This window comes from uncultured Roseibium sp. (genome assembly GCF_947499295.1).
Lineage (GTDB): Bacteria > Pseudomonadota > Alphaproteobacteria > Rhizobiales > Stappiaceae > Roseibium.
This window is the reverse complement of record NZ_CANMNP010000001.1, coordinates 294,786-319,960: the sequence shown is the minus strand read 5'-3', so window position 1 is coordinate 319,960 and position 25,175 is coordinate 294,786. Positions and strand designations below refer to the sequence as shown.

Below are 25,175 nucleotides of genomic sequence, written 5' to 3'. Positions count from 1 at the left end.
GATTCTACGCGAACGCGGCGAAATACTTCACAGTTGATGTGCTGAGACTTGGCTTCATTATTCGCAAGTCGCTGGCTGGCAGTTCTTGCTTTCCATTTGTTTACCATAACGGAAACTCGACCCTCATTTCTAGCGAGGGTTGTGCTATGTATGCATAAAAGGGGTCTGGCAGGTCGTTTTGGTTTTAGGGGGAAGGGTGTCGCTCGACATCGAAAAAATATTGACCAGAGAAGCGTCCAATGTGCTTGGGCGCATTGTCATGTCTGGTGAAGACCTCAATGATCATTTCAACATCAACAAAGTTCTGAAATTCATTCAAGGTGTCTACAAGAGCACCGGCATAGAACTCGACGTGAATTGTTTTTATGTCTGGCCGAACATTCAGTCTCTCGCCGAGGCCATTCGGCAAAGGCAGTACCAGGACATTCCAAAACTGATTTTGCTCAAGGAAGGGGACGAAAGCTTGCCGCTTTTTGTCTTCGCCGGAGGGGCAAGCTGCTTTCTTGAATTAAAAAATATCCTGGCGGGCCTCGATTTCAGAGGTGCTGTCTATGGTGTCCGCCAGACTCAATTCGGAAGGCATCATCTGGAGCCTGCGATTGTTGCAGACGAAGTTGAGGCCTGCCGTCACATTATTGAACAAAGGTTCAAAGACGTGCCGGTGCGGTTACTCGGCTATTCGTTTGGCGGCGTTGTTGCTCTTGAGCTTGCCCGGAAGCTGAGGGCTGCAGGTTCGGAAGTCTGTTTTCTGGGATTGATCGACACGCATCAAAGCGAACATGCGTGGCCACTCAGGGTCTGGGCTCGCGTAGTCGGCAAGAGAATTCTCAGCCGTCTGGGAAAAGTCAAGGCCGCTATGACGACAGGTCAGTGCAAAACGGGTCCGACCGTTTCCACATCGGTGTCATTGCCCAGAAAAGTCCTGGCGCGGCGGCTGAGCCCCATACTTTTCAGGTTTTACAGGCCCACATCTCTCAAGTATCCGGAAATGGCTCCGGAGTGGGTCTACGGGCACACACCAAGATACGAAAACGCTGGAAAGCAATTGCTGCGTATGCGCGGTCTTTATCAGCCAAGAGCCTATGGTGAGCATCTCGTCTTCTACAGGGCAAGTGGCCTTAAGCCGCAAAGCTGCGATCCATGGGATACTTGGCATCGGTTTTTGCCGAAGGCAGAGTGGTCGAGCGTACGGGGCAATCATCTGAGTGCTGTTGCTGGCAAAAACGGCTTAGCTATTGGCAAGGACGTTGCCGATCGCCTGAACATGACGATGACGGAGGCACCAGCCTGGGACCTCCGTTTGGCAGGCGCGGGATAGTCAGGTTCCAACACTCGTTGCCGGTTATCCTCTCCGACGGCGCCTGCGCCGCTCACCGGTGCCGGTATCTGGAGATGATGTTTGCTGACGCGCCGGCAGTTCGACGGCAGCGCGCAGGTTCGGGAAGGGATCTGCTTTGTTCGGCAATGCCATCGCGTTGACGAAATGCTCCTGAAACTTCGGTTCAAGCGCTGTTTCGATTTTTTCGATATCACGCACTGTCTGTTCGATTTCCCGGCGGAAACCACGATTGAGCAATGCCATGCGTGCCCCAGTGCCTGCGGCATTGCCGACGCCGGTCACACCTTCAAGGGGGCAATCGGGTATCAGTCCGAGGACCATCGCATATTTGGGATCGATGTAGCTGCCGAAAGCACCGGCCAGACGAATACGGTCAAGCTGATAGGTGCCGAGTTTGTCCTGCAGCAACTTCACTCCGGCATATAGAGCACCCTTGGCAAGCTGTATTGCGCGAATGTCGGTCTGCAGGATTGAGATCTCCACCCCGTCTTCGGCGATCGAATAGGAAAAGGTTCGGCCTTGTGACCGGATGCGTGGTGTTCGTGTGGCCATATTGCCGTTGATGACACCGTCTTCCGTGATTAGCCCGGCAAGGAACATTTCCGCGACGGCCTCGATGATGCCCGACCCGCAAATTCCTGTGACACCGACGCTGTCGATTTTCTCAGCAAACCCTTCCTCGTCCGACCACTCGTCGACGCCAATGACCTTGAAGCGGGGTTCCAGCGTCTGCTTGTCGATCCGAATGCGCTCGATCGCGCCGGGAGCGGCGCGCTGTCCAGAAGAGATTTCTGCACCTTCAAAAGCCGGTCCTGTCGGGGAGGAGGCAGCAAGCAGTCGATCCTTGATACCAAGAACGATTTCCGCATTGGTTCCAACGTCAACCAGCAAAGTGATTTCGTCGTGTGAATATGGGCTCTCAGACAAAGTTGCTGCCGCTGCATCAGCGCCAACGTGCCCGGCTATACATGGCAGCATGTAGACACGTGCTCCTGGATTGAGCTCCAGGTTCAGATCACGCGCAACCAGGTTCATTGCATCGGAGGCGGCAAGTGCGAACGGTGCGCCACCAAGTTCCACGGGATCAATGCCGAGAAACAGATGATGCATCACCGGGTTGCCGACAAAGGTCGCATCGAGCACGTCTGAGCGTTCAGCGCCGACATCGCCGACAAGTTTACCGACAAGGGCATTGATTGCCTCCCGAACCGCCTTGGTCAGGTCGGGAAGTTTGGCCGGGTTCATCTGCACATAGGACACCCGGGACATCAGATCCTCACCGAACCGGATTTGCGGGTTCGATGTGCCGGCCGAAGCGACCGTTCGACCGTTTTGCAGGTTGCACAAATGTGCCGCAATGGTCGTGGAACCGATGTCGACCGCAAGTCCGTAGACGGCTTTCTTTTCTCCCGGCCAAAGCGCAATCAGCGTTGGCAACGATCCTGGATCCTGGTGAATGGCGGCTGTCACGTTCCAGCCTGCCTTGCGCAACAGAACCTGAACGCCGGGAAGCAGGGCGGGATCAAAGACGAGGTCTGCAAGACCAGTTACGGCGACCAGTGCTTCGCGAAGGCGGTCGATGTCACCTCGTGGTGTTTCCATGTCCGGTTCGTCAATGGAAACACTCACCAGCGAAATTGCGCTATCTGCCTCGATCTGCTTGGCTTCCGCGCGTTTCCGGACCACCTGACGGTTGGTTTGCGCGTCGGTCGGGATATCAATCACCAGGTCCCCGAGAATTTTCGCCTGGCAGGAAAGACGGCGATCTTCGGGCAGTTTGCGCAAGGTTGCATAGCGTGTTTCGGCCTCGGTCGCACCTTCCAGGTGGTTTGCCGAGCTTATGACGTTTTCCTTGGCGAATTTCCCCTCGGACACAGCAACCTGGCACCGTCCGCATATGCCACGTCCGCCGCAAACCGATTCCACATAGACGCCAAGTGAGCGAGCGGCATCAAGCAGTGGGGTGCCAACGGGAAAGGTGCCACGTCGCCCACTGGGTTGAAAAACAACTTTGGCGTTCTGGGGTGTGTCGGTCATGGCTTTGGTTCAGTCACCATATGGATTTTTCAATTTTCGACAAAAGCTTGTTCTATCCGTTGACCGCGGGAGAAGGAATGCACATTGGCAACAACAAACCTCCTGTGGGGCCTGGAGAGACCAGATGCGTATTCCTGCGCCCTCGTGATGCACAAAACCCCTCCCGAAAACGGGAGGGGAATGAAGCAGCGCTTCGATCTCGTCACCGAACCTGTCTGATCATTCGGAGACGTCAGCCTGCGGACCGCCGTGCGGCGCGACCGCCGCGGCGACGTCCGCCGCCGGCAGACGCTCCGCCATCCGCCGGAGCCGCGGATGCAGCGCTCGCTGCTGCCGGCTGGTGGTCTCTGTAGGTCATAATCCATTCCTGGCAGTTCGGGTCCGTTCCATTCAGAACATTGGCAGCTCGCACGGCTTCCATTTCCTGCGGGCGGCAGGGGTTCATGATCGCCGAAGTCATGCCTGCGCCGATCACCATCGGAATGAAACCCGCATTGATGCCGTGCCTGTGCGGCAGGCCAAAGGAAATGTTGGAAAGACCGCAGGTCGTGTTCACTTTCAGCTCGTCGCGCAAGCGGCGCACAAGTTTGAAGACCTGCAAGCCGGCAGTTCCCATCGCACCGATCGGCATGACCAGAGGATCGACGACAATGTCATGTGACGGGATGCCGAAATCGGCTGCCCGTTCCACGATCTTCTTGGCAACGGCAAAACGCACATCCGGGTCTTCCGATATCCCGCTTTCGTCGTTTGAGATCGCAACCACCGGAACGTTATACTTCTTGATAAGCGGCAGGATCGCTTCAAGCTTTTCTTCTTCGCCCGTAACCGAATTCACAAGCGGACGGCCCTTGGCGACTTCCAGCCCGGCTTCAATGGCCGCAGTGACAGATGAATCAATTGACAAAGGAACGTCCGTAAGTTCTTGAACAATCTCAAGAGTTTTAACCAGAAGCGGAGGTTCGGTCTCGTTCGGATTAACCGCGGTAACGCCTGCATTGATATCCAGCATCGTAGCGCCGGCCGCGACCTGCGCCAATGCATCGGCTTTGACGGTTTCGAAATTGCCTTCGTTCATTTCCGCGGCCAGTTTCTTGCGGCCGGTCGGGTTGATCCGTTCACCGATCACACAAAACGGCTGGTCGAAGCCGATGATGATTTCCTTGGTGGCGGAGGCGACAACAGTGCGGGTCATTTAGGCGCTTTCGTTGACTGTCAGTGTGGAAGAGGGGGATTGAAAGGACCAGCTCCCGCGGTTGTGGAGCCAATCCGCTGTTTTCTGGACCCCGCCAAACGGATAAACGTGGATTTGAACGAGCTGGCAGGACGGCTGACTGACAACACGGTTTTCAAGCGGCTCAACCATGGTGTCCGGGTCATAGCCGGCAAGCATTGAGACGACTGCTCCACCGCGCTTTTTCAGGAAATTGAGCGAGTTCTCGACGCCGGCAAAGGCGGCATATTTCAAGAGCGTCGTCATCTTTGCAGGACCAGCCACCCCGATATGCACCGGAAAGAGGTTGCCCCAGTCTCGCAACTCGTCAAGCCAGAGGCTGACCCGGTGAGGGTCGAAGCCGAACTGGGTGACAATGCGGAATTCCGCATCACTTTGGGCCGCCAGTTCATGCTTGCGGTTCAAAAATTCCCTGATGACGTCAGGTGAAATGTCGGGAGCGCCCTCCGGGTGACCTGCAACTGCAATCTTTTGAATACCAAGCTTGTTGAAAAGACCGGTTTCCAAAAGGGCGACAGACGAGGTCAATGGACCGGATCTTTCGGCTTCACCCGCTATTGCCAGAACTTCGGTGACGCCTGCCTCTTGCGTGAGCCGGTGGATACGCCGCTCAAACGCTTCATAGGACGGGTACCGGCGCGCTGCCATATGCGGCACCGGCGTCAGCTTGTGGTTGGTCAGTGTGCGGGCAGCAGCAACAATGGTATCTTCCGAAGCATTGCCGAGATCTGTAACATAGACCTGCGTTCCGACGGGAATGTTGGCAAGCAATTCCGTTTTTTCGATCACCTGTTTGGGTGACATTTCCGTCGAGGCGGGAAGCCGCCCATTCGCCAAAAGACGCTGTTCAGTCATTCTCGCTGCCTCCACTTGCCAACAGGGTTTTCAGACGGTCCTTCGGATAGGCCGTCACGAGCTCACTCAACGCCGTTTCCGCCTCAGTTTCCAGATCGTCGGAAACCTCAATCGGGTCTGCACGGCGCCACTCGGCCATATAGGCTTCGCTGTCCTTTGCACCGACCCTCATGGCGCAGGCGTCGATTGCCTCCATGAACATGGCAGGCAGTTCCCTCCGGGCTGATTTCCGTCCCTTTTTCACAAGGATCTGTGCCGGAATATCCCGCCAAAATACGATGATCTTCTGCGCCATGGCCTCTTTCTCCACCTGACAAACTATCTTTGAAGGAAGGGCTGATCTTCAGGTCGCCTGATAGCGGCATCAGCACGTGAAAAACCGACTTATCCCACGGTGGGAACGGCGGAATTCACTTTGGCGGTTCGCTGCCGACAAAGGGCGCCAGCATTCCATACCCGGTTTTTTTGATTTCGAAAGGAAGTTTCAGACGATCTGCGGCGCGTCTCGCGGCTGCTTCGAGGTCCGGATCGTCGGTCTGTGCAAGGTAAAGCAAGCGCGTATAGTGCGCGAAATACATGTCCCTCAGATGCGGGTGCCAGTCGAGTCCGAGCGGCTCGATAACCATGGTCTGGAAGTGCCTTGCCAGAAAGTCAGTCAGGTAGAATGTGCCCAACTGGTCCTCTTCCATGTCGTCAAATGTGTCCAGTCCGGAAAAGAAAGCATAGCAATGCGCGCCTTCGATACGGCGGGCACCCGTTTCCTGGAGAACCTTGTCCAACAGCCCGCCGGTACCGCAATCGCCATAGGCGACCAGAATCTCGGAATAGACATCGTTGTTCATGAGGATAGTTCGGCGAACTTCCTCAGGAATCTTGTCGGGCGTATTGTGAAGCTTTGCCGGCAGGCAGGTGAGGTCGATATGATCGAGTTTGTTCTGTTCTCTGATCGCGATGATTTCACGTGCCAGGGCACCGCAGGCGATCACGAGCACGCGGCCGATCTTGTTGGCCGCGTCGCCTTCCGTTTCGATTGGAAAGAGAGGCTCGCCCGCCTGCATATCGGCAGCCTCCTTGAACATGTCTCAGCCTCAGCCTTTGGCCAGCTGGTTGTGACGCCGGGCAATCAGGTCCTTTGCCATTTCCACGGCAACGGCCGCATCCCGGCAATAGCCGTCAGCCCCGACAGCCTCGCCGAATTCCTCATTGAGAGGCGCACCGCCGACGAGCACGATGTAATCGTCCCGAATGCCTTTTTCCTTCATCTCGTCGATGACGACTTTCATGTAAGGCATCGTGGTTGTCAGCAGCGCCGACATGCCGAGTATGTCCGGTTGATGCTCTTCGATGGCAGCCAGGTAGTTTTCGACCGGATTGTTGATGCCGATATCGATCACCTCAAAACCAGCGCCTTCCATCATCATGGAAACAAGGTTCTTTCCGATGTCGTGGATGTCGCCTTTCACCGTGCCGATCACCATCTTGCCGACCTTTGGCGCGCCAGTTTCGGCAAGCAGAGGACGCAAGATTACCATGCCGGCCTTCATGGCGTTGGCTGACAACAGCACTTCCGGCACAAAGAGGATGCCATCGCGGAAGTCGATGCCGACGATACGCATGCCTTCAACGAGGGCTTTGGTCAGGACGTCATAAGGTGTCCAGCCGCGTCCAAGAAGGATGTTCACCCCTTCTTCGATTTCTTCCTGCAGACCGTCATAGAGATCATCATGCATCTGTTCGACGAGTTCGTCGTCTGACAGGGAGGCGAGATCGATATCGTCTTCATCGGACATAAGGCAGCTCCACCGGGCGCGCATACAGGGCGCGAAAGGCCAACAGATTAAGAAAAAACCTTATGCCTCAAGCTTGAAACCTGGATATCTCCAATGCGACACGGCAAGTCGTTTACGCGACAGCAGTGCCGGGAAGGGCGCGTCTCGCAGTGTTTGGTATGCCGGATTAGCGTTTTGAAACCGCGATTTACCCGATTTGCTACCTGAAAAAGAAAAAGGCGGATCGAGTGATCCGCCTCCAGTTTGTCGTTCCGATCCGGACGCGGTCAGAACAACCCTTCAATCTGTCCGTTGTCGTCAAGACGGATATGGTTGGCAGAGGGCACGCGCGGCAAGCCCGGCATGGTCATGATCTCACCGCAGATGACAACAATGAAGCCGGCACCTGCTGACAGGCGAACCTCACGAACCGGCAGGCTGTGGCCGGTCGGTGCGCCGCGCATTTGCGGGTCCGTTGTGAACGAATATTGCGTCTTGGCCATACAGACCGGGAGGTCGCCGAAACCGTCGGCCTCCCAGCGCTTCAACTGGTCGCGCACGGACTTGTCTGCCAGCACCTCATCGGCGCGGTAAATCCGCTTGGCGATGGTCTCGATTTTTTCAAACAGCGACAGGTTGTCATCATAAAGCGGAGCAAACTGTGCTGCGCCGCTTTCAGCCAGTTCAACCACGCGGTTTGCCAGTTCTTCCGTTCCAGCAGAACCATTGGCCCAGTGCGTAGCCAGGATGGCATCGACGCCGAGATCGGCGCAGTAGTCTCTGACGGCCTGAACTTCTGCATCTGTGTCCGCTGTGAAGTGGTTGATCGCAACAACGGCCGGAACTCCGAACTGCTTGACGTTTTCGATGTGACGGCCAAGGTTCGCACAGCCTTTGGTGACGGCATCGACATTTTCAGCGCCGAGATCATCCTTGGCGACGCCGCCATTCATTTTCAGGGCCTTGATCGTGGCAACGATGACAACTGCATCAGGCGACAGGCCGGCCTTGCGGCATTTGATGTCGAAGAATTTTTCCGCGCCGAGATCCGCACCGAAACCGGCCTCGGTCACAACATAATCAGAAAGTTTCAGAGCTGTCTGTGTGGCGACAACAGAGTTACAGCCATGCGCGATATTGGCGAATGGACCGCCATGGATGAAGGCCGGGTTGTTTTCCAGTGTCTGAACCAGGTTCGGCTGCATCGCCTCTTTCAGCAGCACGGTCATGGCACCGTCCGCTTCCAGGTCGCGTGCTCTGATTGCCGTACGGTCACGGCGATAAGCCACGATGATGTCACCAAGACGCTTTTGAAGGTCATCCAGATCCGTTGCCAGGCAAAGGATCGCCATTATCTCCGAAGCAACGGTGATGTCGAAACCACCTTCCCGAGGGAAGCCGTTGGCAACGCCGCCGAGCGAACAGACAATGGAGCGCAGCGCACGGTCGTTCATGTCGAGCACCCGGCGCCATGTGACCCGGCGCTGGTCGATACCAAGTTCGTTGCCCCAGTAGATATGGTTTTCAATCAACGCAGCCAGCAGGTTGTGAGCGGAGGTGATGGCGTGAAAGTCACCTGTGAAATGCAGGTTGATGTCTTCCATCGGTACGACCTGTGCGTAACCACCGCCCGCAGCGCCGCCTTTCATGCCGAAGCATGGGCCGAGAGAAGGTTCGCGCAGGCAGATCATGGCGTTCTTGCCGATCCGGTTCAGACCGTCGCCAAGACCAACAGTCGTCGTCGTCTTGCCTTCGCCTGCTGGCGTCGGGTTGATGGCTGTGACCAGGATCAGCTTGCCGCTGTTGCGCCCATCGAGACTTTCAATGTAGTCAGCTGCGATCTTGGCCTTCGTGCGGCCATAGGGCAGCAGGGATTCTTCTGGAATGCTCAGCCGCTCGCCGATGTCCTGAATAGGTTTCATCTTGGCTGCGCGGGCAATCTCAATATCGCTGGCCATCTTCATGTCTCCGGGCGTGTCAAATATTGCGGTTTATTCAAGCAGGCATTTGCCGCTCAAGTCGTTGAGGGAACGCTATTTGAGAGCGCGGTACTTGAACTGTTCCGAATACGACAGGATGCGCCCCGGAAACGACGACGCATTCAGTCCCCGTGAGCTTGGGGACGCGAGGGCGAAAAAGCAGCAGAAACTGAACAGCGATTGGTAATATTCGCCGTGCTCCGGTTAATCGAGCTGCTGACGCCTGGTATTGACTGTGAAAATTCGAGCGCCAAGTCTTGACTAACAACTGAGCGAAAAGATGTGTGGTGTTATCCTGTCGACGCGTACAAGGAGTCACGGATCGAGGCGGTTGGCGTATCTACTTATTGAAGGGCCTTTGGTGTGCAAAGGGTGGACATCATTCCTGATGAAAGCGCGGCTGTCACGACAGATTTCGGCCCCTATATGCTGCTCGCTGATGTCGATCTCAAAATATTTTCTGTGTTTGATGATCTGAAATACGACCGCTCCGACGCCGAAATAATGAGTCCCGCGATGCGGCGCCATGCCGTATCAAAACTCGCAAGTCTGGGGTTCAGACAGACGTCTGGTTCTGTGTTGTACAACAAGGCAACCGACATTACTTGCTACATTCCAAAGCCTCAGGTGCTCGGGGCATCTCCCTTTGATGTGACGCGCTATACTCCCAAACGGGACAAGGATTACTATATTCTCACACCAACACAGACAGCCTGCCAGTTCATCGACGCCTATCCTTATGACCTTGCTGTTGAAAAGGTTATTTCGCTTATCCAGAAACAACCGATCAATCTCTACAGAATTCTTGACTATCTGGAACACAAGCCGGCTCACGAGGCCATACGTCCGGCATTGGGATACTTTAAGTCAGCCCAGCGAAAGGCAGTCCAGTCCGAACCCTTGTGCCGAAGGCGGGCGCTTGGGTAGAGGAGATGCGCCGGTACACAATAGACTGCCTATGGATGCAGTGGGGTCAATGCAAGCTCAGCAGAACTTCTATGTCTCTTTGAGAGAGTGGCTCCAGCAAGGCCTTTTCCTCGGCGTTCAACTTGGCATCGCCTTTGACGTATTCTTTTATCTGAAGCGCGATTGTGCTCGTTGATTGATAGTATAGATCACCCTGCGAGCGGCTGATCTCTTGCAGCAGTCGTTCGATCAGCTTCTTGCGTTTGACTGAATCGAGGTCAATCCGCTTGTCTCGTAGCACCTGCTGCCCGTCCGGTCTGTTAACGTGAAAACGCGTTCATTCAGGTAGGTAGGACAGAAGCGCTTCACTTCCATAGGTAAAACTTGTTCAATCTCGCCGTTCGCTAACACCGGACGTGACAAGCGGGAATTTTCCGTAGATCCTTTCAGCGTCATGACTGATTCAGAAATTCTCTCACGTTTGCCAGAGCGCTTGAAAAAAGCGCGCCGTGCCCAGGGCCTATCGCTGGAGGCAGTTGAAAAGATTTCCGGTGTGTCTCGATCCATGGTCAGTCAAATTGAACGCGGGGAATCAAATCCAACCGTTGCGACATTGCTCAACCTGACGAGGGCCTTGAATGTCGATTTTGCAGGGCTTCTGGGCGAGGACACGCCAGAAGACCGGGTGGAAATTCTGCATGAGCATCAGACGCCCGCGCTTGATAGGGCAGGAGACGGGTGCAAGATCCGTATTCTGTCACCGCCACAGGACACCGGCCGGTTTGAAGTCTATGAGCTTATTTTCGCCAAAGGCGGCAAACTGGAGAGCAAACCTCACGAACGCGGAACCCGCGAGCAGTTGATCGCGGAAGAAGGACGGCTGGAGGTGACATCGGGTGTTGCCAAGGGCGTCATCGACAAGGGCGATACTGCACGCTATGCCGCTGACGTGCCCCATTGCATAGAAGCGATATCAGGTACAGCTCGTGCTATCTTGATGGTCGTGAAGTTCTGAGGCTTGCTGGGCAGCGTCCTGGAGGCGTGTTGACCTTTCACTGATGGCACTGTTCAAGCTCCAAAATGCATTTCTATAAAACGCTGCCAACGTATCACCATCCCGGGCGAAGATGTTCACATGACTTAACTTCGGCTAATGCATGACGAACCGAAACGCCCTCTCTAAAATTTGCACTTTCTGGGACCGCAATAGCAGCCTTGTCAGCATAGAGTTTCAAACAAGACATACACATGTTCTGTCGAGGCCACTCTAATCCTTCGGCAAGGGGACGTCTGGCCATTCTTCGGTCACTTCGGCCTGGACCGGTCGGTCCAGATAAGTCGTCAAAACAACGTAGCTCCGCGTCGCCCGGACCCCGGGCAGGGCATAGACCTGGGCCAGGAAGTTCTCCATTGCGTCTGCGTTGGCTGTTCTGACCTTTAAGATCACGCAAGTATCGCCCGTGACGGAGTGGAGCTCTTCAACTTCCGGAAAGTCCCTGAGACGCATCATCCTCTCGCTCTTGCCCCAGCCGCTTGCATCGACATGAACAAAGGCCAGGAAAGGCTTGCCGACCGCCATCGCGTCAATGTCAGCGTTTGTGCCTTTGATAACTCCTGAAGCGGTCATGCGTTTGACCCGTTCATGCACTGCCGGTGCCGAAAGGCCGACTTCCTCGCCGATTTCGGCATAGGTCTGGCGGGCGTTGCCTACCAGTTTGCCTAATATCTTTCGGTCGAATGCATCCAGCGGCCTCTTCGACAGCCTGTTTTTCTGAACGTCTTCTCTATTTGATGTCATTCGGCATCTTCCGCATTGATCAAAATTTTATTCAGCTTCATGCTCTCACGGAAGAAGAAATTCAGCAAGCGAGGTTGAGGCATGAACGAAAGGATGATCAATCCCGTATCCGGGATATACCCGGCGACACCGGACTACATTCATGCGCTGGAAATTCAGGGCCCCGGTCGCATGCTTTTTGTCAGTGGCACGATGGGTCTCGACGCAAAGGGCCGCGCTCCGGATGGACTGGACGAGCAGCTTGAACTGATTTGGAACAATCTTCGGCGCATCCTGAACGCCGCCGATATGACGTGCGATAATATCGTGCGCGTTACGAGCTATCTGACAAGCGCCGACCTTGCAGAAAAGAACCAGAACGCAAGGGTCAGGGCTCTTGGAGACCGACGGGTGCCGACAACTGCCATCGTCGTCAGGACGCTCACACCCGATTGGCTGGTTGAGATCGAAATCGTGGCAGCTGCCTGACGGCACCCAATACGCTTTCTCTTGCAGAAATTGGAGATCGGAATGCAATTCGATGTCTTTTTGGTTTTCCTCATCACCACTGCCGTGGTCGTTTTCACACCAGGCGCTGCAGCGGTCGCCGTCGCTGCGCAAGGGGCGGCAAACGGCGGCAAACGAGCGCTTGCCGGTGTTTTTGGGATTGCGTTTGCCAATGCAATCTATTTCGTGTTTTCGGCGACAGGGATCGCATCTTTGCTCGTTGCGTCCAATCTCGTGTTTTCAATCATCAAATGGGCCGGGGTTACATATCTGGTCTGGCTTGGACTGACGTCGCTTCTGGCACCGGCCGGTGCTCTCAGCGTAAAGCGCGACAAACAGTTGTCGAGTTTGAAGAGCCTGTTTGCAAAGGGCTTTGTCATCGAGTTCGCCAATCCGAAAGCGCTCTTGTATTTTGCAGCGATACTGCCGCAGTTTCTGAACGTCGAGCAACCCATTCTACCCCAGATCCTGATCATGGGTGGCGTGACCTTCCTGATAGACCTGACATCCTACACGGCCTACGCTTTCCTGGGAGACAGGCTGACCAGGGGAGGGGTCAAAAACTGGATCGTCTCCTTGTTCAACAAATGTGCCGGTGGTGCATTGCTTTACGCTGGTATTCGAATGGCAGGGGTAACCATGCCCCGATGACGTGAAAAATTCGCGCAGGTGTCAAAAAATCCGTGATACCGGAAATCTTCTCTTCTATTACGAGTGAAAATCCGGCATAGTGGATGAAATATCCATTTTGCCGGAGAAATGCCGTGTCCGAGGCCTTCCTGTCACATATCCACGAGACCCTGAAAGAGATCGAAGCGGAAGGGCTTTACAAGCGCGAACGCCAGATTACGTCGCCGCAGGGCGGTCTGATAACGGTTGGTGGACGTGACGTGATCAACCTATGCGCCAACAACTATCTAGGCCTGGCTGATCATCCAGCGCTCGAGGAAGCAGCGAGAAAAGCGCTTGAACCCAAGGGTTATGGCATGGCTTCGGTGCGCTTTATCTGCGGAACACAGGACATCCACTGTCAACTCGAGCAACGTTTGGCAGGTTTTCTGGGCAAGGATGATGCCATTTTGTTTGCTGCCTGTTTTGACGCGAATGGCGGCTTGTTTGAACCTCTTCTCGGACCTGAGGACGCGATCATATCGGACGCGCTCAATCACGCGTCTATCATCGACGGCATCCGTCTTTGCAAGGCCAGACGCTTCCGATATGCCAATTCCGATATGACGGATCTGGAGGCAAAGCTTCAGGAGGCACGTGATGGCGGTGCCCGGCACATGATGATCGCCACAGACGGTGTCTTCTCCATGGATGGTTATCTGGCCAAGCTCCCCGAGATCACTGCCTTGGCTGAGAAATATGGCGCCGTCGTCATGGTGGACGATTGCCATGCGACAGGCTTCATGGGTCCAAGGGGCGAAGGCACACCAGCGCATTTCGGTGTAAACGTCGACATTCTCACAGGGACACTGGGAAAGGCGCTGGGCGGTGGCATAGGTGGGTATATTGCCGGACCGCAACCCGTTATCGACCTGTTGCGCCAGCGGGCGCGGCCCTATTTGTTCTCCAATTCGTTGCCGCCTGCAGTCGTGATGAGCGGACTTGAAGCCATCCGCCTCGTCGAAGAAGGGGATGATCTTCGCCAGGCCCTTTTCGACAATACCGGTTACTGGCGAACAGGCCTGGAAAGCCTCGGCTTTAAGCTGCTGCCAGGCGAACATCCAATCGTGCCGGTCATGCTGGGTGACGCGAAACTCGCTCAGGCAATGGCAGCAGAGCTCTTTGAAGAGGGTGTCTTTGTTTCTGGCTTTTTCTTTCCCGTTGTACCACGGGGACAGGCACGTATCAGAACCCAAATGAACGCTGCTTTGTCCCGCTCCGACCTTGATCGGGCGTTGGATGCCTTTGCCAAGGCCGGCAAGGCAACAGGGGTTTTGTCATGAGCAGCAATCAGATGAAGGCGCTGTGCAAGGCAGAACCACGGCAAGGGCTCTGGATGACCCGGGCACCCGTTCCCGAAATAGGCCCGGACGACGTTCTGATCCGTATCAACAAGACGGGTATTTGCGGAACCGACATCCACATCTGGAACTGGGATGAATGGGCATCGAAGACAGTTCCCGTGCCTCTGATAACTGGGCACGAATTTGCCGGTGAAATCGTCGAGATCGGCAGTGGAGTAACGGATCTCGAAATTGGTCAACGCTGTTCAGGTGAGGGGCACCTGATTGGCAAGCACTCTCGTCAATCGCGCGCAGGCAAGTTTCACCTTGATCCCGAAACCCGTGGCATTGGGGTCAACGAACAGGGTGCTTTTGCCGAATATTTGCGTCTGCCGGCTTTCAACGTGGTGCCGCTTCCTGATGAGATAGACGATGAAATTGGTGCCATATTGGATCCGCTTGGAAATGCAGTGCATACAGCGCTGAGTTTCGACCTTGTCGGCGAAGACGTACTCATCACAGGTGCAGGTCCGATTGGCATCATGGCAGCTGCCGTTGCGCGCCATGTCGGTGCCCGCAATGTGGTCATCACGGATGTCAATCAAGCGCGCCTGGACCTTGCAACACGGGTCGCCGATGTTGTTCCGGTGAATGTTGCCGAGGAAGACCTCAAAGGTACTGAGCAAAAGCTAGGTATGAAAGAGGGTTTTGATGTCGGTCTGGAAATGTCCGGCAACCAGATTGCCCTCGACCAGATGGTGGAAAACCTTGTGATGGGTGGGCGCATTGCACTTCTGGGAATTCCGCCGGGAAAATCTCCGGTGGACTGGTCTCGCATTGTCTTTAAGGCGATCACGATCAAGGGCGTTTACGGCCGCGAGATTTTCGAGACCTGGTACAAAATGATCGCCATGCTTCAAAACGGCCTGGACGTCAGGAATGTCATCACGCACCGGTTTGCGGTTGATGACTTTCAGCAAGGCTTTGCAGCAATGAAGTCGGGGGAGGCCGGGAAAGTCGTCTTGAGCTGGACCTAAGCCGCACCTCTCTTCGCTACTTGTCTGGAAATTTGGTCAGAAACCGTTGCTCCTGAGTCATTCTTCATTAAATTTCTCAAAATCTCTTGAATATGCTCAAATTGAGCATTAATATCTCATCAGTCGAGGAGTTCGACTGACCATCCATCAATTCGAGGGAGACTCGAATGTCACAGTTTGACTACGGCGTATTCATCGGCCGTTTTCAGCCGCTGCATATCGGTCATGAGGCCGTGATCCGATCAGCGCTTGAAAAGGTCCATACTTTGATCGTGCTGATCGGTTCTGCACGGCAGGCACGCACCCCCCGCAATCCCTTCACATTTTCCGAGCGCGAGGACATGTTCGCGAAGGTCTTCAAGCACGAATTGACGACCGGACGACTGGTGTTGAAACCCGTTCGGGATCACCCCTATTCAGACACAGCGTGGTGCACAGAGGTGCAGCGCGTGGTCAACGAAACCGTTCTTGAGCACTACAACAAGGGCGGGGTCGTATTGCACGGATTGCAGGACTTGCGGATTGCCTTGGCTGGCTACGGCAAGGATCGGAGCAGCTACTACCTGAAGCTCTTTCCCGAGTGGGGAAATGTTCAGCTCGCGAGCCAATACGGAACATTTTCCTCGACAGATGTCAGGAAACAGTTCTTCCAGCGCATTCCTGTGATTTCGCAATCGGTCCTTTCGGACGAAGTATCCGAATGGCTCAAGGCTTTCGCTCTATCGGACCCATTTCGGGGGCTTCTGGAAGAGGCTGAGTTTCTCGACGCCTACCCTGATAAATGGGGACGCGGTCCCTTTGTGACCGTCGATGCGGTGGTCATTCAGTCTGGCAATATTCTGCTGGTGGAGCGCGGAGAAGCGCCGGGCAAAGGGTTGTTGGCATTGCCGGGTGGTTTTCTCAATCCGCAAGAAAGCATTCGCGATGCGGCCATTCGGGAGTTGAAGGAAGAAACCAGGATCAGCGACCACAAGGGCGAGATACCTCCTGCGATGCTGGCATCTTTCATCGATGGCTCGAAAACACGGGTTTTCGATCATCCCGAGAGGTCTTTGCGTGGCCGCATCATCACACATGCCTACCTTTTCAGGCTCCCGGAGCGGCGTGAGCTGTTCTCGGTCACCGGCGGAGATGATGCCAGATCGGCGAACTGGCATCGGCTGGGGGATCTGAAACCCGAGCAGTTCTTCGAAGATCACTGGTCCATCATCGATCTGATGGCAGATCTGTGATGCTGGATCGTTCACTCGCCTGAGGGGGAGCCCCTCTGGCACGTTCACCTTGTCGCGTGAGGAGTTCACAATGACAAATCCACTATTGGCAACAGATAGCTACAAGCAATCTCACTACAGGCAATACCCGCCCGAGGCTCGGCAGATCTCGGCCTATGTCGAGGCACGCGCCAATCCATTTTCGGGCGACGTGTTGTTCTTCGGCCTTCAGGCCTATCTGAAAAAGGCGCTTCAACGGCCGATAACGGTCAAGGACATTGAGCGGGCTGCTCAAATCTGCTTGGCACACGGCGTCCCGTTCAACCGGGAAGGCTGGCAGCAGATTGTTGACGAACACGCTGGCCTGCTGCCATTGGAAATCAAGGCGCTGCCCGAAGGCTCGCTGGTGCCAAGTGGTGTGCCGCTGGTCCAGCTGGAAAACACCGATGACCGCATGCCCTGGTTGACCACGTGGGTCGAAACCGCGCTGCTGCGCGCGGTCTGGTATCCCTCAACGGTCGCCACAATGTCCTTCAAATGCAAACAGGTTATCTATCGCGGATTGCTGGCAACCTCTGATGAACCGGACCAGCAAATTCCGTTCAAGCTGCACGATTTTGGCGCACGCGGTGTTTCTTCGTCGGAGAGCGCTGCTCTCGGAGGCATGGCGCACCTTGTGAACTTTGCCGGCACCGACACGATGGAGGCTCTGGAAGCTGCCACGGAATTCTATGATGCCGACATTGCCGGTTTTTCCATTCCAGCTGCCGAACACTCGACAATGACAAGCTGGGGCCCGGAGCGCGAGACGGCTGCCTATGCCAACATGCTCGATCAGTTCGCGCAAAAGGACGCGTTGGTCGCGGTTGTCTCGGACAGTTATGACATCCACAACGCCGTGAAGAACATCTGGTGCGGTGCCCTGAAGGACCAGGTACTGTCATCTGGTGCAACGGTTGTCATCAGACCGGATTCCGGAAGCCCGGTTGAGACCCCCCTGAAGGTTCTTGAGACGCTTTGGCAAAGCTACGGTGGTACGGAAAACGCCAAGGGAGCACGGGTGCTCAATCCGGCCGTCAGGGTCATTCAGGGTGATGGAATGACGCTCGCGACCATCAGGCAACTTGTCGATGAAATGGTTCGGAAACGCTGGTCACTGGACAATATCGCCTTTGGCATGGGGGGCGGCCTGCTGCAGCACGTCAATCGGGACACGATGCGTTTTGCGATGAAGGCAAATGCGATGAGAACCGGGGACGTCCAATGGAAGGACGTTTTCAAGATGCCTGTTTCCGACCCGAACAAGGCATCGAAGGCGGGCCGTCAGGCGGTCGTTGTCAAAAACGGTCAATTGGTTGCCAGAAAATTCGACGAGGTGGACCCGTCGGATGACCAATTGAAAGTGGTCTATCGAAACGGGAAGCTGCTTGAAACATCAAGTTTTGATGATGTGCGTGCACGCGCAATTGCCAGTCTCAAACAAAGTCTGGCATCCGGGTAGCTGAAACGGGCCGAAGACCAGCACTGGGCGAGCGACTTTGCAACCCGGGAGCTGGCACACAGCCTGAGGAGACGCCGATTTGTAGCGTCTCCTGTGTTTTTTATGAAAGCGAAGACGCCTGGCTTTTCAGCACCGTGAAGCTACGCGTTCTCCTGAAGATCAGTTGCGCAACTTTCCGAAGAACACCTCTCTTGGTGCAGACAGCAAGTCAGAAACCCTGAAACCTGCACCACCTGCGTAGCGGACCAGGACCAATGAGGCTGCCAGGAAGGCAAACTCACGCTTGATGGCATTCAGATTGTCCCAAAGTGTCTTGTCCAAACTGATTTTGCCGGAACAATAAATCACAAGGATCAGGAAGGCAGCCGCCGCCGCGATCCTGACCCCATGTCCTGAGGCGAGTGTCAAGCCGACAAGAATGAGCAGCAGGGGAAATCCGGACCAGCTTTTGACATGATCGAGTCCGTAGAAAAATCCACCAGCCAGAAAGGCAACGGCGACCGAAAGGCGCAGCAGCAGGCCAAGAGCCGACCAGTCCGCCGTTTGTGCGCCGGCTCCGCGTCCGGTCAAACGTTCATCGAGGCTCATGCTGCCTGATCCGAGAACTGCAAGTGTAAAGCACATTCCGGACAGACCGATGTCGCGGATCTGGACAATCATCGCCGGCGTGAAGAAGGTGCTGGCTGATGTGTCGTGACCAGGCACAGTTGAAACGGGGAGAGCAGCAACGAACGACCACATCAGCAGGCCAAAGACAATTGCAAGCGGCCGGACAAGAAGACCGGCTACGAGCGCTATACCTGCGACAAGCTCGAAGGCTGAGAGTGCCGTCAGGAAGCCCCAAGCGGACAACCAGTCGCCACGGAACAGATACGACTGGAAAAAATCATTTATGTAGCCGTTTGAAGCCGTGTATTTTTCAACGAATTCGCTCGCTCTGCCGGCGTCGATTGCCCGTTGGAGCTTCCACCAGCCGCCGACGACAAAGACGGACCCAAGTCCAAGCCGCAGGAGCAAAGCGACCTGGTCACTCTGGCGGACGGTCAGACGGTCGGGTCCGGCGGAAAAGATACGTTCGATTTGCGCGGCAAAACCGCTTGAATGCAAAGAATTGGAAGACATTCGTCTTACTCCGAAGATGATAAAACAAGGTCCCGGTTTGGCCGGGTTGCGGAGCTAGATGAAGGTTTTGGGAGGTGCAGGGTCGACGGGCACTTCAACACCGTCAAGCACATCCAGCTTCGCCCTGCCAGCGCGCTGAATTCTCCAATCGCGCGCCCTCTCGGCCGGGGCCATGGCCAATGTCGCTGAACAGTGGCTTGAACAAAAGTCAGCATCGGAGAAACAGGTCAGAAAGCAGGCTCTTTGACCTTGCTGTTCCGCAGTTCCTGACGGTGCGTTCCTTGTGGAAGCTTCAATAGGTTCAGCGGAGTTTGGGACCGTCTCGACAGTTGAATAGGCGAGAGTTGCGTTGCCGACCGAAAACGCGAAAGAAACAGTTTGGGCCGATGTCCAGAACGCCAGCAGGGCGACGACAAGCACAGGAAGGTGGCTGTTGAAGAAACGAAACATGTCTCGACTCGATCGACTTTTTGCGATGCAGCATGAAGCTCACGTTAAAGATGATCAAGGAAAAAATGCAATCTAAAGTAAATGTGTTCTCTTTTCAAAACCGCTCGAGAATGGTGCGTGGGTGACTTGCTTTTCTGTAGCCGCAGATAATGCAGCTTTCCCTAGGCCATAACCGATTTACGGAAGAAATTGGACTTTTCTGGGTCTTTCAATGTGTTGAAAAACAGTTCAATCACAGGTTCTGAGACTTTGATCGGCGAAGGGCCATAAGTCTCGTATTTGTCCGACAGAGCTTTGTTCACAGCATTTGAAAAGTTCACGAAATCAATATGTTCTGATGGGAACTGCTTTGAAACGCGGCCAACGATTTCTCTGATGGACTTGTCGTTGGCAATCGTTATGGCCGTAATCTCGTTACCGTGTGATTTGGCAAGTTTGCGATAGGCTTCAGACAGTTCGTCAATGAACTGAGCGTCCGACGTTCGGCAGATATAAGCTGCGAAAGCTTGAAGAAATTCGATTTCCCAGGATGGGTCCGCACGTTTGATCTGCGGTTCGAAGACTTTTCTCACAACATCAAAACACAGGAATCTTAGGACCGACATTGCGAAGAAGTCCTTGTTGGCCCCTACGAAGGGCTGCTTCTTGTGGATGCGGCCGCAGGCCTCGTAATTGGAGCGATAGATGTCGAAGAGGTCCTGAGAGGCGGACAGGAAGTCAAAAACAGCCTCGATGTCGGCTTTGCTGAGTTTGCCGTCCCGAAGCTCCGCGGCGCTTATCAGGCTTTTGCGTGCAAGATCCATCGCCTTTTGTCCAGCCCCCACACATATGTGTGGTCCGCTGAGTTTGGGCCATGTCACAGCCGGTTTCTTGTTTGACAAACGCATCATCAACCTCGTGGCTCGATAGCAAATGATGCGCTTGATTGGTTAGTTTATTTTTAACTTTTTTGTCAGGGAAAATACTGAAAAGGCAATGAGTAAGAGGCACAAACTGAGATTGGCTCAGGAGAGGCGAGCGAGCGATTGCATTGCGACGAGCCGTCAGCGCGTCCTTTGCCAATCGGGTTCATAGCTGACTTCCGAACACCCCGCAAAGCGGGCCATGCGGTTGAGTTCCGACGCAAGTTTTGCCGTTCGCGCTTTTGACGCGCGGACACCTTTTTCCGGCCAATAGGCACGCACATGCAGCCTGTCCTCATTCCGAAGCGCCTTCATGTCAATGCGACCGATGAGGCGAGCACCTTCGAGCACCGGAAAGACGTAATACCCATATTCGCGCTTGGCTTCCGGAACGAATATTTCAATCCTGTAGCTGAAGCCGAATAGCCGTTCGCTTCTTTTCCGGTCTCTGAGCGCTGGATCAAAAGGTGATAGGACCCGCACACGCGAAGGCGGTGTTTCGACGGTGTTGAGGGTCTCGACCGTTTCAGGAAAGGCATACACCCGGCGAAATGACCCGTCAGCACATTCGATTTCAACTTCTGTCAGTATGCCTCTGCCATGTGCCACCTGACACCAGTCCTTGGCTTCCTTCGGGGTAATCAGGTCCCAGAAAGCCGAAATTTCACCCGAGGTCGCAAACCCGAGACGTTCCATGGCCGAGCGCGCAGCCCAGTCGATCGTTTCCTCGGCATCAAAACGGGTGTTCAGCTTCTCATGTGGTATGACGCGTTCGGTCAGGTCGTAGACCTTTTGGAAGCCAGCGCGGTGACAGACGGAAAGTTCACCCGTTCGCCAGAGAAACTCCAGAGCGGTTTTGGAAGGGTGCCACTCCCACCAGCCGCCACTGCTGCGTTTTTCGTCCTCGCCGACAGTTGCCGACGTTGCCGGACCGTGATCGCTGATCTGCTTGAGAACGTTCTCGATCTTGGCTTCAAATCCATTGTCATGCCAGTTGCGCCAACGCCCGGTAAGGGCTTCCCGGTCCCGTTGAAAGCGCAAACGCCAGTGCGGAAAGAATTGAGTCGGAATGACCGATGCATCATGGGTCCAATGTTCAAAGACAAGTCTGTCCCGCTCCAGCAAAAGCTTGAGGTTCTTCTCCTTGTAGGCGGGTCTGCGCGCTGCCAGGATCATGTGGTGCGCACGCGCCACGGTGTTGATGCTGTCGACCTGGGTAAACCCGAGTTTCGTGATCAACGTAGCCAGATCTTCGCCCTTGCCACTGCCTCTCGGTGTTTCGCTAAGGCCATGTTTTTGCAGGAAGAGATGTCGAGCCACTGTGTTCGGCATCTTGAAAATCGAGGAAGACGTCATGACCAAGTGTTAGCATCTCAATGTGCAGCCTGACCAGACATGGGGGCTTGAATTGGTGTTTATGACAATGGTTTTTATGCAATCCAGTCATGCATTGCGATTTGGTTGGGCAATAGGGTCGGCATCTACGGCTTTTTCATTGACCGGAGAACCGCTAGACGCTTGATTGGTTGGCATGTTTAAGGGTGAATTTTTCAAAGTTGCGATCGAATGTGTCTGAATTTTTGCAGCAGAACTGCTGTTTATTTGTCGTTGGTTTTGGTTTCGGGCATGGCGGCCATGCCGAACGGTTTTGCAGGTACGGGAAGCTGCGATCAAATCAAGATAAACGGGTCAAATGTCTGGTTCCCGATCTCGATCAGGCACAAGGACGCTGAAGATCTGAGCGGTGTCTTTCCGGACCTTGCGCAAGAAATCTTTCAATCGATGAAGGTTGATGTCGCGTTTGGTGCCAAAGTGCCCTGGAAACGCGTGTTTGTTCAGCTCGAGAGCGGTGAGATCGATATGGTCGCCGGCGCTTACCATACCAAGGATCGGGCTCGGAACTACGTGCTTAGCTCACCTGTTATCAAGGAGCCGGTAGCGATTTTTGTGCGCGCCGACATGTCAGACCGCCCTGGGTCGCTTGAAGATTTGATAGGTTTGCAAGGGTTGGCGCCCTTTGGTGCGACTTTCGGTGAAGAGTTCGACGATTTCGCGAACAAACACCTGACCATCAGTCGTCAGTCCTTCGATGATTTCTCGACCAATATGGAACTTCTTGTCGATGGCAAGGCCGATTATCTGGTCATCGCGCGTCAGGCCGGCGAGATGATGTTGAAAGATCTCGGGGTGGAAGGCGAGGTCGAAGCGCTGCCCTGGCCGGCGCTCGAAAACTCCTTGCACTACATGTTTTCAAAGAAGTCGCCTTGCCTGAAACACATCAATGCCTTTCAAAATGAGCTGGAAAAGCGCGTTGAGGCGGGCGAAGCCGCCAACATGATGAAGGCTTTCAACGCGTCGGCAAGCGGGCAGGAATGATACCGGGAGACTTATCTTGACCGGACTGGTGAATGCAGGCCCGGAATTGATACTGATCTCAATCACGGCATTCCTGATTGCCGGTTTTGTCAAAGGGCTTGTTGGGTTTGGCCTGCCGACAATCGGGTTGGGCCTGTTGACTGTTTTTGTCGGCGTGGAAAAGGCGATGGTGCTGGTCCTGTGGCCGGCATTTTTAACCAACCTCTGGCAGGGGCTTCTTGGCGGTCACCTGAAAGTCTTGCTGCGACGCCTGTGGCCGTTTTTGAGTGCCGCTGTCCTTGTCCTCGGTGCGGGCACTTTGGTTCTGACACGCCTCCCGGTTGGAGTGGCCGATCTGGTGCTGGGTATCTTGATGGTGGCTTATGCCGTGCCGCTGCTGGCAGGAGTTGTTCTGGCAATACCAGCGCGTATTGAAGTGCCGCTCGGTGTTGGGCTAGGCTTGGTCAACGGGGTTTTCTCGGGACTGACCGGATCTTACACGGTACCGGGCGTCATGTTTCTTCAGGCGATCGGTTTGCCGAGAGATCAGCTAATTCAGGCTATGGGGCTCTTGTTTCTGTTCTCAACGGTTGCGCTCGGCATCTCTCTGGGCAGCTTCGGGCTCGTAAGCGGGCGCGAAACCTTGGCCTCCATCATACTCGTGATCCCGACATTGCTTGCAGTTTGGACAGGCCAGAAAATGCGCAAAAGGGTTTCAGAAGCTGCATTCAGGCGTTTGATCCTGGCGGCCATACTGGCGCTTGGCCTTTATCTGATCCCGCTTGGTGTCTGGCGGCTGGCGCAGTAGCAAAGAACGCCGCGATCACGCGGCGTTCTTGAAAAGACCAACACAGCACATCAGGACTTTGCGACGAGCCTCATAGGCGTTGCAGTCCCGACACCGGACGTGGATTTGGTATTGGCCCATTGGTAAGACTGCCGCTCTTCCGTCGGCGTACACAGGAAACGTTCCCGATAGCACTTGGTGAAATGAGACGTGGAGGCAAAGCCGCAGGCTAGAGCAACGTCCAGTACCGGACGGCTTGTCCGGCGCAGAAGATCCCGCGCGGTTTCAAGCCGCAGACGCAGGTAATACTGGCCCGGTGTGCAATTGAAATGACGACGGAACAGACGCTCAAGCTGACGTGGGGACAGGTTCACTGTCATCGCCAGTTGCTGGCAACTGAGCGGATCTTCAATGTGCAGATCCATGATGCGAATGGCATCGAGGATCTTGGCATTGGAGATACCGGTCCGGGCCTCAATGTCATGACGCTGAGCAGATTCGCCTGAGCGCATGTTCTGGTAAAGCGCGACCTCGGCAACCTCGTGCGCAAGATATGCTCCATGCTGGATGGCAATCAGCCGCAGGATCATGTCGAGCGACGCCATGCCGCCTGCGCAGGTGATGCAATTGCGGTCAATTGCAAAGATATCAGAGGTCACTTCAACGTCCGGAAACTCTTCACGCAGTGACCGCAGGTTCTCCCAATGAATGGTGCAGCGTCTGCCATCGAGCAGATTGTATCTGGCCAGGAGATAGGCGCCCGTGCAGATGGCGCCAAATGTGCGGCCCATGGCATTTAAACGCCTGAGCTTGTTGCCGAGATCCGGATTGAGCGGCAAGCGTTCCACATCAATGCCAGTACACAACAGTGTAATGTCAGCGTCGTGAAGCTCACGAATAGACTTTTTTACTGCAACCTCGCATCCGTTGCTTGCTATGACTGAATTCCCGTCAAGGGAATAAGTCGTCCATGCGTAATACTCCCGGCCGAGCAGCCGATTTGCTATACGCAGTGGTTCAATGACGCTTGCGAATGCGTTCATGGAGAACCGGTCCAACAGAACGAATGCTATCGTCTGGCCTGTTTCTTCGTGTGTGCGTCCGGACATTTACTTCACCTCGTTGGAAGGTATTATTGAGGTTTGTCTTTGTTTATCTACAGATTTTTCAATTTGTCTTGGTCTGTCAAATAAAAAGCGACATAGACTGTCGAATTCTTTGAATTGTCACAAATGATTGCAAATTGTGAGCGAATGCGTGATCGCCATTTGGCGATGCCAATGACAATATTTTCCGGTTTTCAGTTGTTAGAAATCACCGGCCGCAACGGGTCGAGAGTAGGGCTTTTGATAACCTGGTTCTGCCCTTTGAATGAACTTCACTTTATGCGTTGAGAAATGGCTGGCACGGGCTCGAATGGACACATCTCTTCGAAATGGGGACATGGACCCTGAA

Annotated in this window: 25 protein-coding genes; 11 read left to right on the top strand and 14 right to left on the bottom strand. The window is 54.7% G+C overall.

The window, feature by feature from the left end; translation table 11 throughout:
• The first annotated feature begins 196 nt into the window (after nt 1-196).
• Nucleotides 197-1,318 (top strand): thioesterase domain-containing protein, encoded by a 1,122-nt coding sequence (locus Q0835_RS01480; RefSeq protein ID WP_298957998.1) that lies wholly within the window; start codon nt 197-199, stop codon nt 1,316-1,318.
• Nucleotides 1,319-1,342: 24 nt separating this feature from the next.
• Here the strand turns inward: Q0835_RS01480 and Q0835_RS01475 are convergent, their stop codons facing one another.
• From Q0835_RS01475 to Q0835_RS01445, 7 genes are all read right to left on the bottom strand, one after another.
• A complete protein-coding gene (locus Q0835_RS01475; RefSeq protein ID WP_298957996.1) occupies nt 1,343-3,376 on the bottom strand; it encodes an ASKHA domain-containing protein in 2,034 nt (677 codons plus the stop codon).
• Nucleotides 3,377-3,608: 232 nt separating this feature from the next.
• On the bottom strand, nt 3,609-4,571 hold the full coding sequence (locus Q0835_RS01470) for a methyltetrahydrofolate cobalamin methyltransferase (RefSeq protein ID WP_298814749.1): 963 nt from the start codon (nt 4,569-4,571) through the stop codon (nt 3,609-3,611).
• On the bottom strand, nt 4,572-5,465 hold the full coding sequence (locus Q0835_RS01465; RefSeq protein WP_298957995.1) for a methylenetetrahydrofolate reductase: 894 nt from the start codon (nt 5,463-5,465) through the stop codon (nt 4,572-4,574).
• A complete protein-coding gene (locus Q0835_RS01460) occupies nt 5,458-5,760 on the bottom strand; it encodes a virulence factor (protein WP_298814743.1) in 303 nt (100 codons plus the stop codon). The genes Q0835_RS01465 and Q0835_RS01460 overlap by 8 nt, the downstream gene beginning before the upstream one ends.
• Nucleotides 5,761-5,875: 115 nt before the next feature.
• Nucleotides 5,876-6,544, bottom strand: coding sequence for a DUF1638 domain-containing protein (locus Q0835_RS01455; RefSeq protein ID WP_298957993.1), 669 nt, complete (start codon nt 6,542-6,544; stop codon nt 5,876-5,878).
• A gap of 9 nt (nt 6,545-6,553) precedes the next feature.
• Nucleotides 6,554-7,255, bottom strand: coding sequence for a B12-binding domain-containing protein (locus Q0835_RS01450; RefSeq protein WP_298814737.1), 702 nt, complete (start codon nt 7,253-7,255; stop codon nt 6,554-6,556).
• Between the two features lie 266 nt (nt 7,256-7,521).
• Nucleotides 7,522-9,192 carry a formate--tetrahydrofolate ligase gene (locus Q0835_RS01445; protein WP_298957992.1) on the bottom strand — a complete coding sequence of 557 codons (1,671 nt, stop codon included), beginning with the start codon at nt 9,190-9,192 and terminating at the stop codon, nt 7,522-7,524.
• 393 nt (nt 9,193-9,585) lie between these two features.
• Here Q0835_RS01445 and Q0835_RS01440 point away from each other — a divergent pair, with 393 nt between their 5' ends.
• Nucleotides 9,586-10,140, top strand: a complete 555-nt coding sequence (locus tag Q0835_RS01440; protein ID WP_298957991.1) for a hypothetical protein — start codon at nt 9,586-9,588, stop codon at nt 10,138-10,140.
• 46 nt (nt 10,141-10,186) lie between these two features.
• Here the strand turns inward: Q0835_RS01440 and Q0835_RS01435 are convergent, their stop codons facing one another.
• Nucleotides 10,187-10,420 (bottom strand): hypothetical protein, encoded by a 234-nt coding sequence (locus Q0835_RS01435; RefSeq protein ID WP_298814729.1) that lies wholly within the window; start codon nt 10,418-10,420, stop codon nt 10,187-10,189.
• A 153-nt stretch (nt 10,421-10,573) separates the two neighbouring features.
• Here Q0835_RS01435 and Q0835_RS01430 point away from each other — a divergent pair, with 153 nt between their 5' ends.
• A complete protein-coding gene (locus tag Q0835_RS01430) occupies nt 10,574-11,134 on the top strand; it encodes an XRE family transcriptional regulator (protein ID WP_298957990.1) in 561 nt (186 codons plus the stop codon).
• 252 nt (nt 11,135-11,386) lie between these two features.
• Here the strand turns inward: Q0835_RS01430 and Q0835_RS01425 are convergent, their stop codons facing one another.
• Entirely contained in the window at nt 11,387-11,917 is a 531-nt protein-coding gene (locus tag Q0835_RS01425) for an Lrp/AsnC family transcriptional regulator (RefSeq protein ID WP_298957987.1), read from the bottom strand.
• A gap of 81 nt (nt 11,918-11,998) precedes the next feature.
• On the opposite strand from Q0835_RS01425, the gene Q0835_RS01420 reads away from it, so the two are divergent.
• From Q0835_RS01420 to Q0835_RS01395, 6 genes are all read left to right on the top strand, one after another.
• Nucleotides 11,999-12,385, top strand: a complete 387-nt coding sequence (locus Q0835_RS01420) for a RidA family protein (protein WP_298957986.1) — start codon at nt 11,999-12,001, stop codon at nt 12,383-12,385.
• A gap of 42 nt (nt 12,386-12,427) precedes the next feature.
• Nucleotides 12,428-13,054, top strand: a complete 627-nt coding sequence (locus tag Q0835_RS01415; protein WP_298814717.1) for a LysE family translocator — start codon at nt 12,428-12,430, stop codon at nt 13,052-13,054.
• A gap of 113 nt (nt 13,055-13,167) precedes the next feature.
• The gene (locus Q0835_RS01410; protein WP_298957985.1) at nt 13,168-14,355 is read left to right on the top strand and encodes a glycine C-acetyltransferase; all 1,188 of its coding nucleotides are present in this window, start codon (nt 13,168-13,170) and stop codon (nt 14,353-14,355) included.
• Nucleotides 14,352-15,392, top strand: coding sequence for an L-threonine 3-dehydrogenase (tdh, locus tag Q0835_RS01405; protein ID WP_298957984.1), 1,041 nt, complete (start codon nt 14,352-14,354; stop codon nt 15,390-15,392). The genes Q0835_RS01410 and tdh overlap by 4 nt, the downstream gene beginning before the upstream one ends.
• A gap of 167 nt (nt 15,393-15,559) precedes the next feature.
• Nucleotides 15,560-16,624, top strand: coding sequence for an NUDIX domain-containing protein (locus Q0835_RS01400; RefSeq protein ID WP_298957983.1), 1,065 nt, complete (start codon nt 15,560-15,562; stop codon nt 16,622-16,624).
• A gap of 70 nt (nt 16,625-16,694) precedes the next feature.
• Complete coding sequence (locus Q0835_RS01395; RefSeq protein WP_298957981.1) at nt 16,695-18,104, top strand: nicotinate phosphoribosyltransferase; 1,410 nt, start codon at nt 16,695-16,697, stop codon at nt 18,102-18,104.
• Nucleotides 18,105-18,263: 159 nt separating this feature from the next.
• On the opposite strand, the gene Q0835_RS01390 is transcribed toward Q0835_RS01395, so the two are convergent.
• From Q0835_RS01390 to Q0835_RS01375, 4 genes are all read right to left on the bottom strand, one after another.
• Entirely contained in the window at nt 18,264-19,226 is a 963-nt protein-coding gene (locus Q0835_RS01390) for a DoxX family protein (RefSeq protein WP_298957979.1), read from the bottom strand.
• 54 nt (nt 19,227-19,280) lie between these two features.
• Nucleotides 19,281-19,676, bottom strand: coding sequence for a hypothetical protein (locus Q0835_RS01385; RefSeq protein WP_298957977.1), 396 nt, complete (start codon nt 19,674-19,676; stop codon nt 19,281-19,283).
• Between the two features lie 161 nt (nt 19,677-19,837).
• Entirely contained in the window at nt 19,838-20,479 is a 642-nt protein-coding gene (locus Q0835_RS01380) for a hypothetical protein (protein ID WP_298957975.1), read from the bottom strand.
• 240 nt (nt 20,480-20,719) lie between these two features.
• A complete protein-coding gene (locus tag Q0835_RS01375; RefSeq protein ID WP_298957973.1) occupies nt 20,720-21,934 on the bottom strand; it encodes a crosslink repair DNA glycosylase YcaQ family protein in 1,215 nt (404 codons plus the stop codon).
• Nucleotides 21,935-22,204: 270 nt separating this feature from the next.
• Here Q0835_RS01375 and Q0835_RS01370 point away from each other — a divergent pair, with 270 nt between their 5' ends.
• On the top strand, nt 22,205-22,954 hold the full coding sequence (locus Q0835_RS01370) for a transporter substrate-binding domain-containing protein (protein ID WP_298957971.1): 750 nt from the start codon (nt 22,205-22,207) through the stop codon (nt 22,952-22,954).
• Between the two features lie 16 nt (nt 22,955-22,970).
• A complete protein-coding gene (locus Q0835_RS01365) occupies nt 22,971-23,741 on the top strand; it encodes a sulfite exporter TauE/SafE family protein (RefSeq protein WP_298957970.1) in 771 nt (256 codons plus the stop codon).
• A 50-nt stretch (nt 23,742-23,791) separates the two neighbouring features.
• Here the strand turns inward: Q0835_RS01365 and Q0835_RS01360 are convergent, their stop codons facing one another.
• Nucleotides 23,792-24,829 (bottom strand): GlxA family transcriptional regulator, encoded by a 1,038-nt coding sequence (locus tag Q0835_RS01360; protein ID WP_298814682.1) that lies wholly within the window; start codon nt 24,827-24,829, stop codon nt 23,792-23,794.
• Between the last annotated feature and the right edge of the window lie 346 nt (nt 24,830-25,175).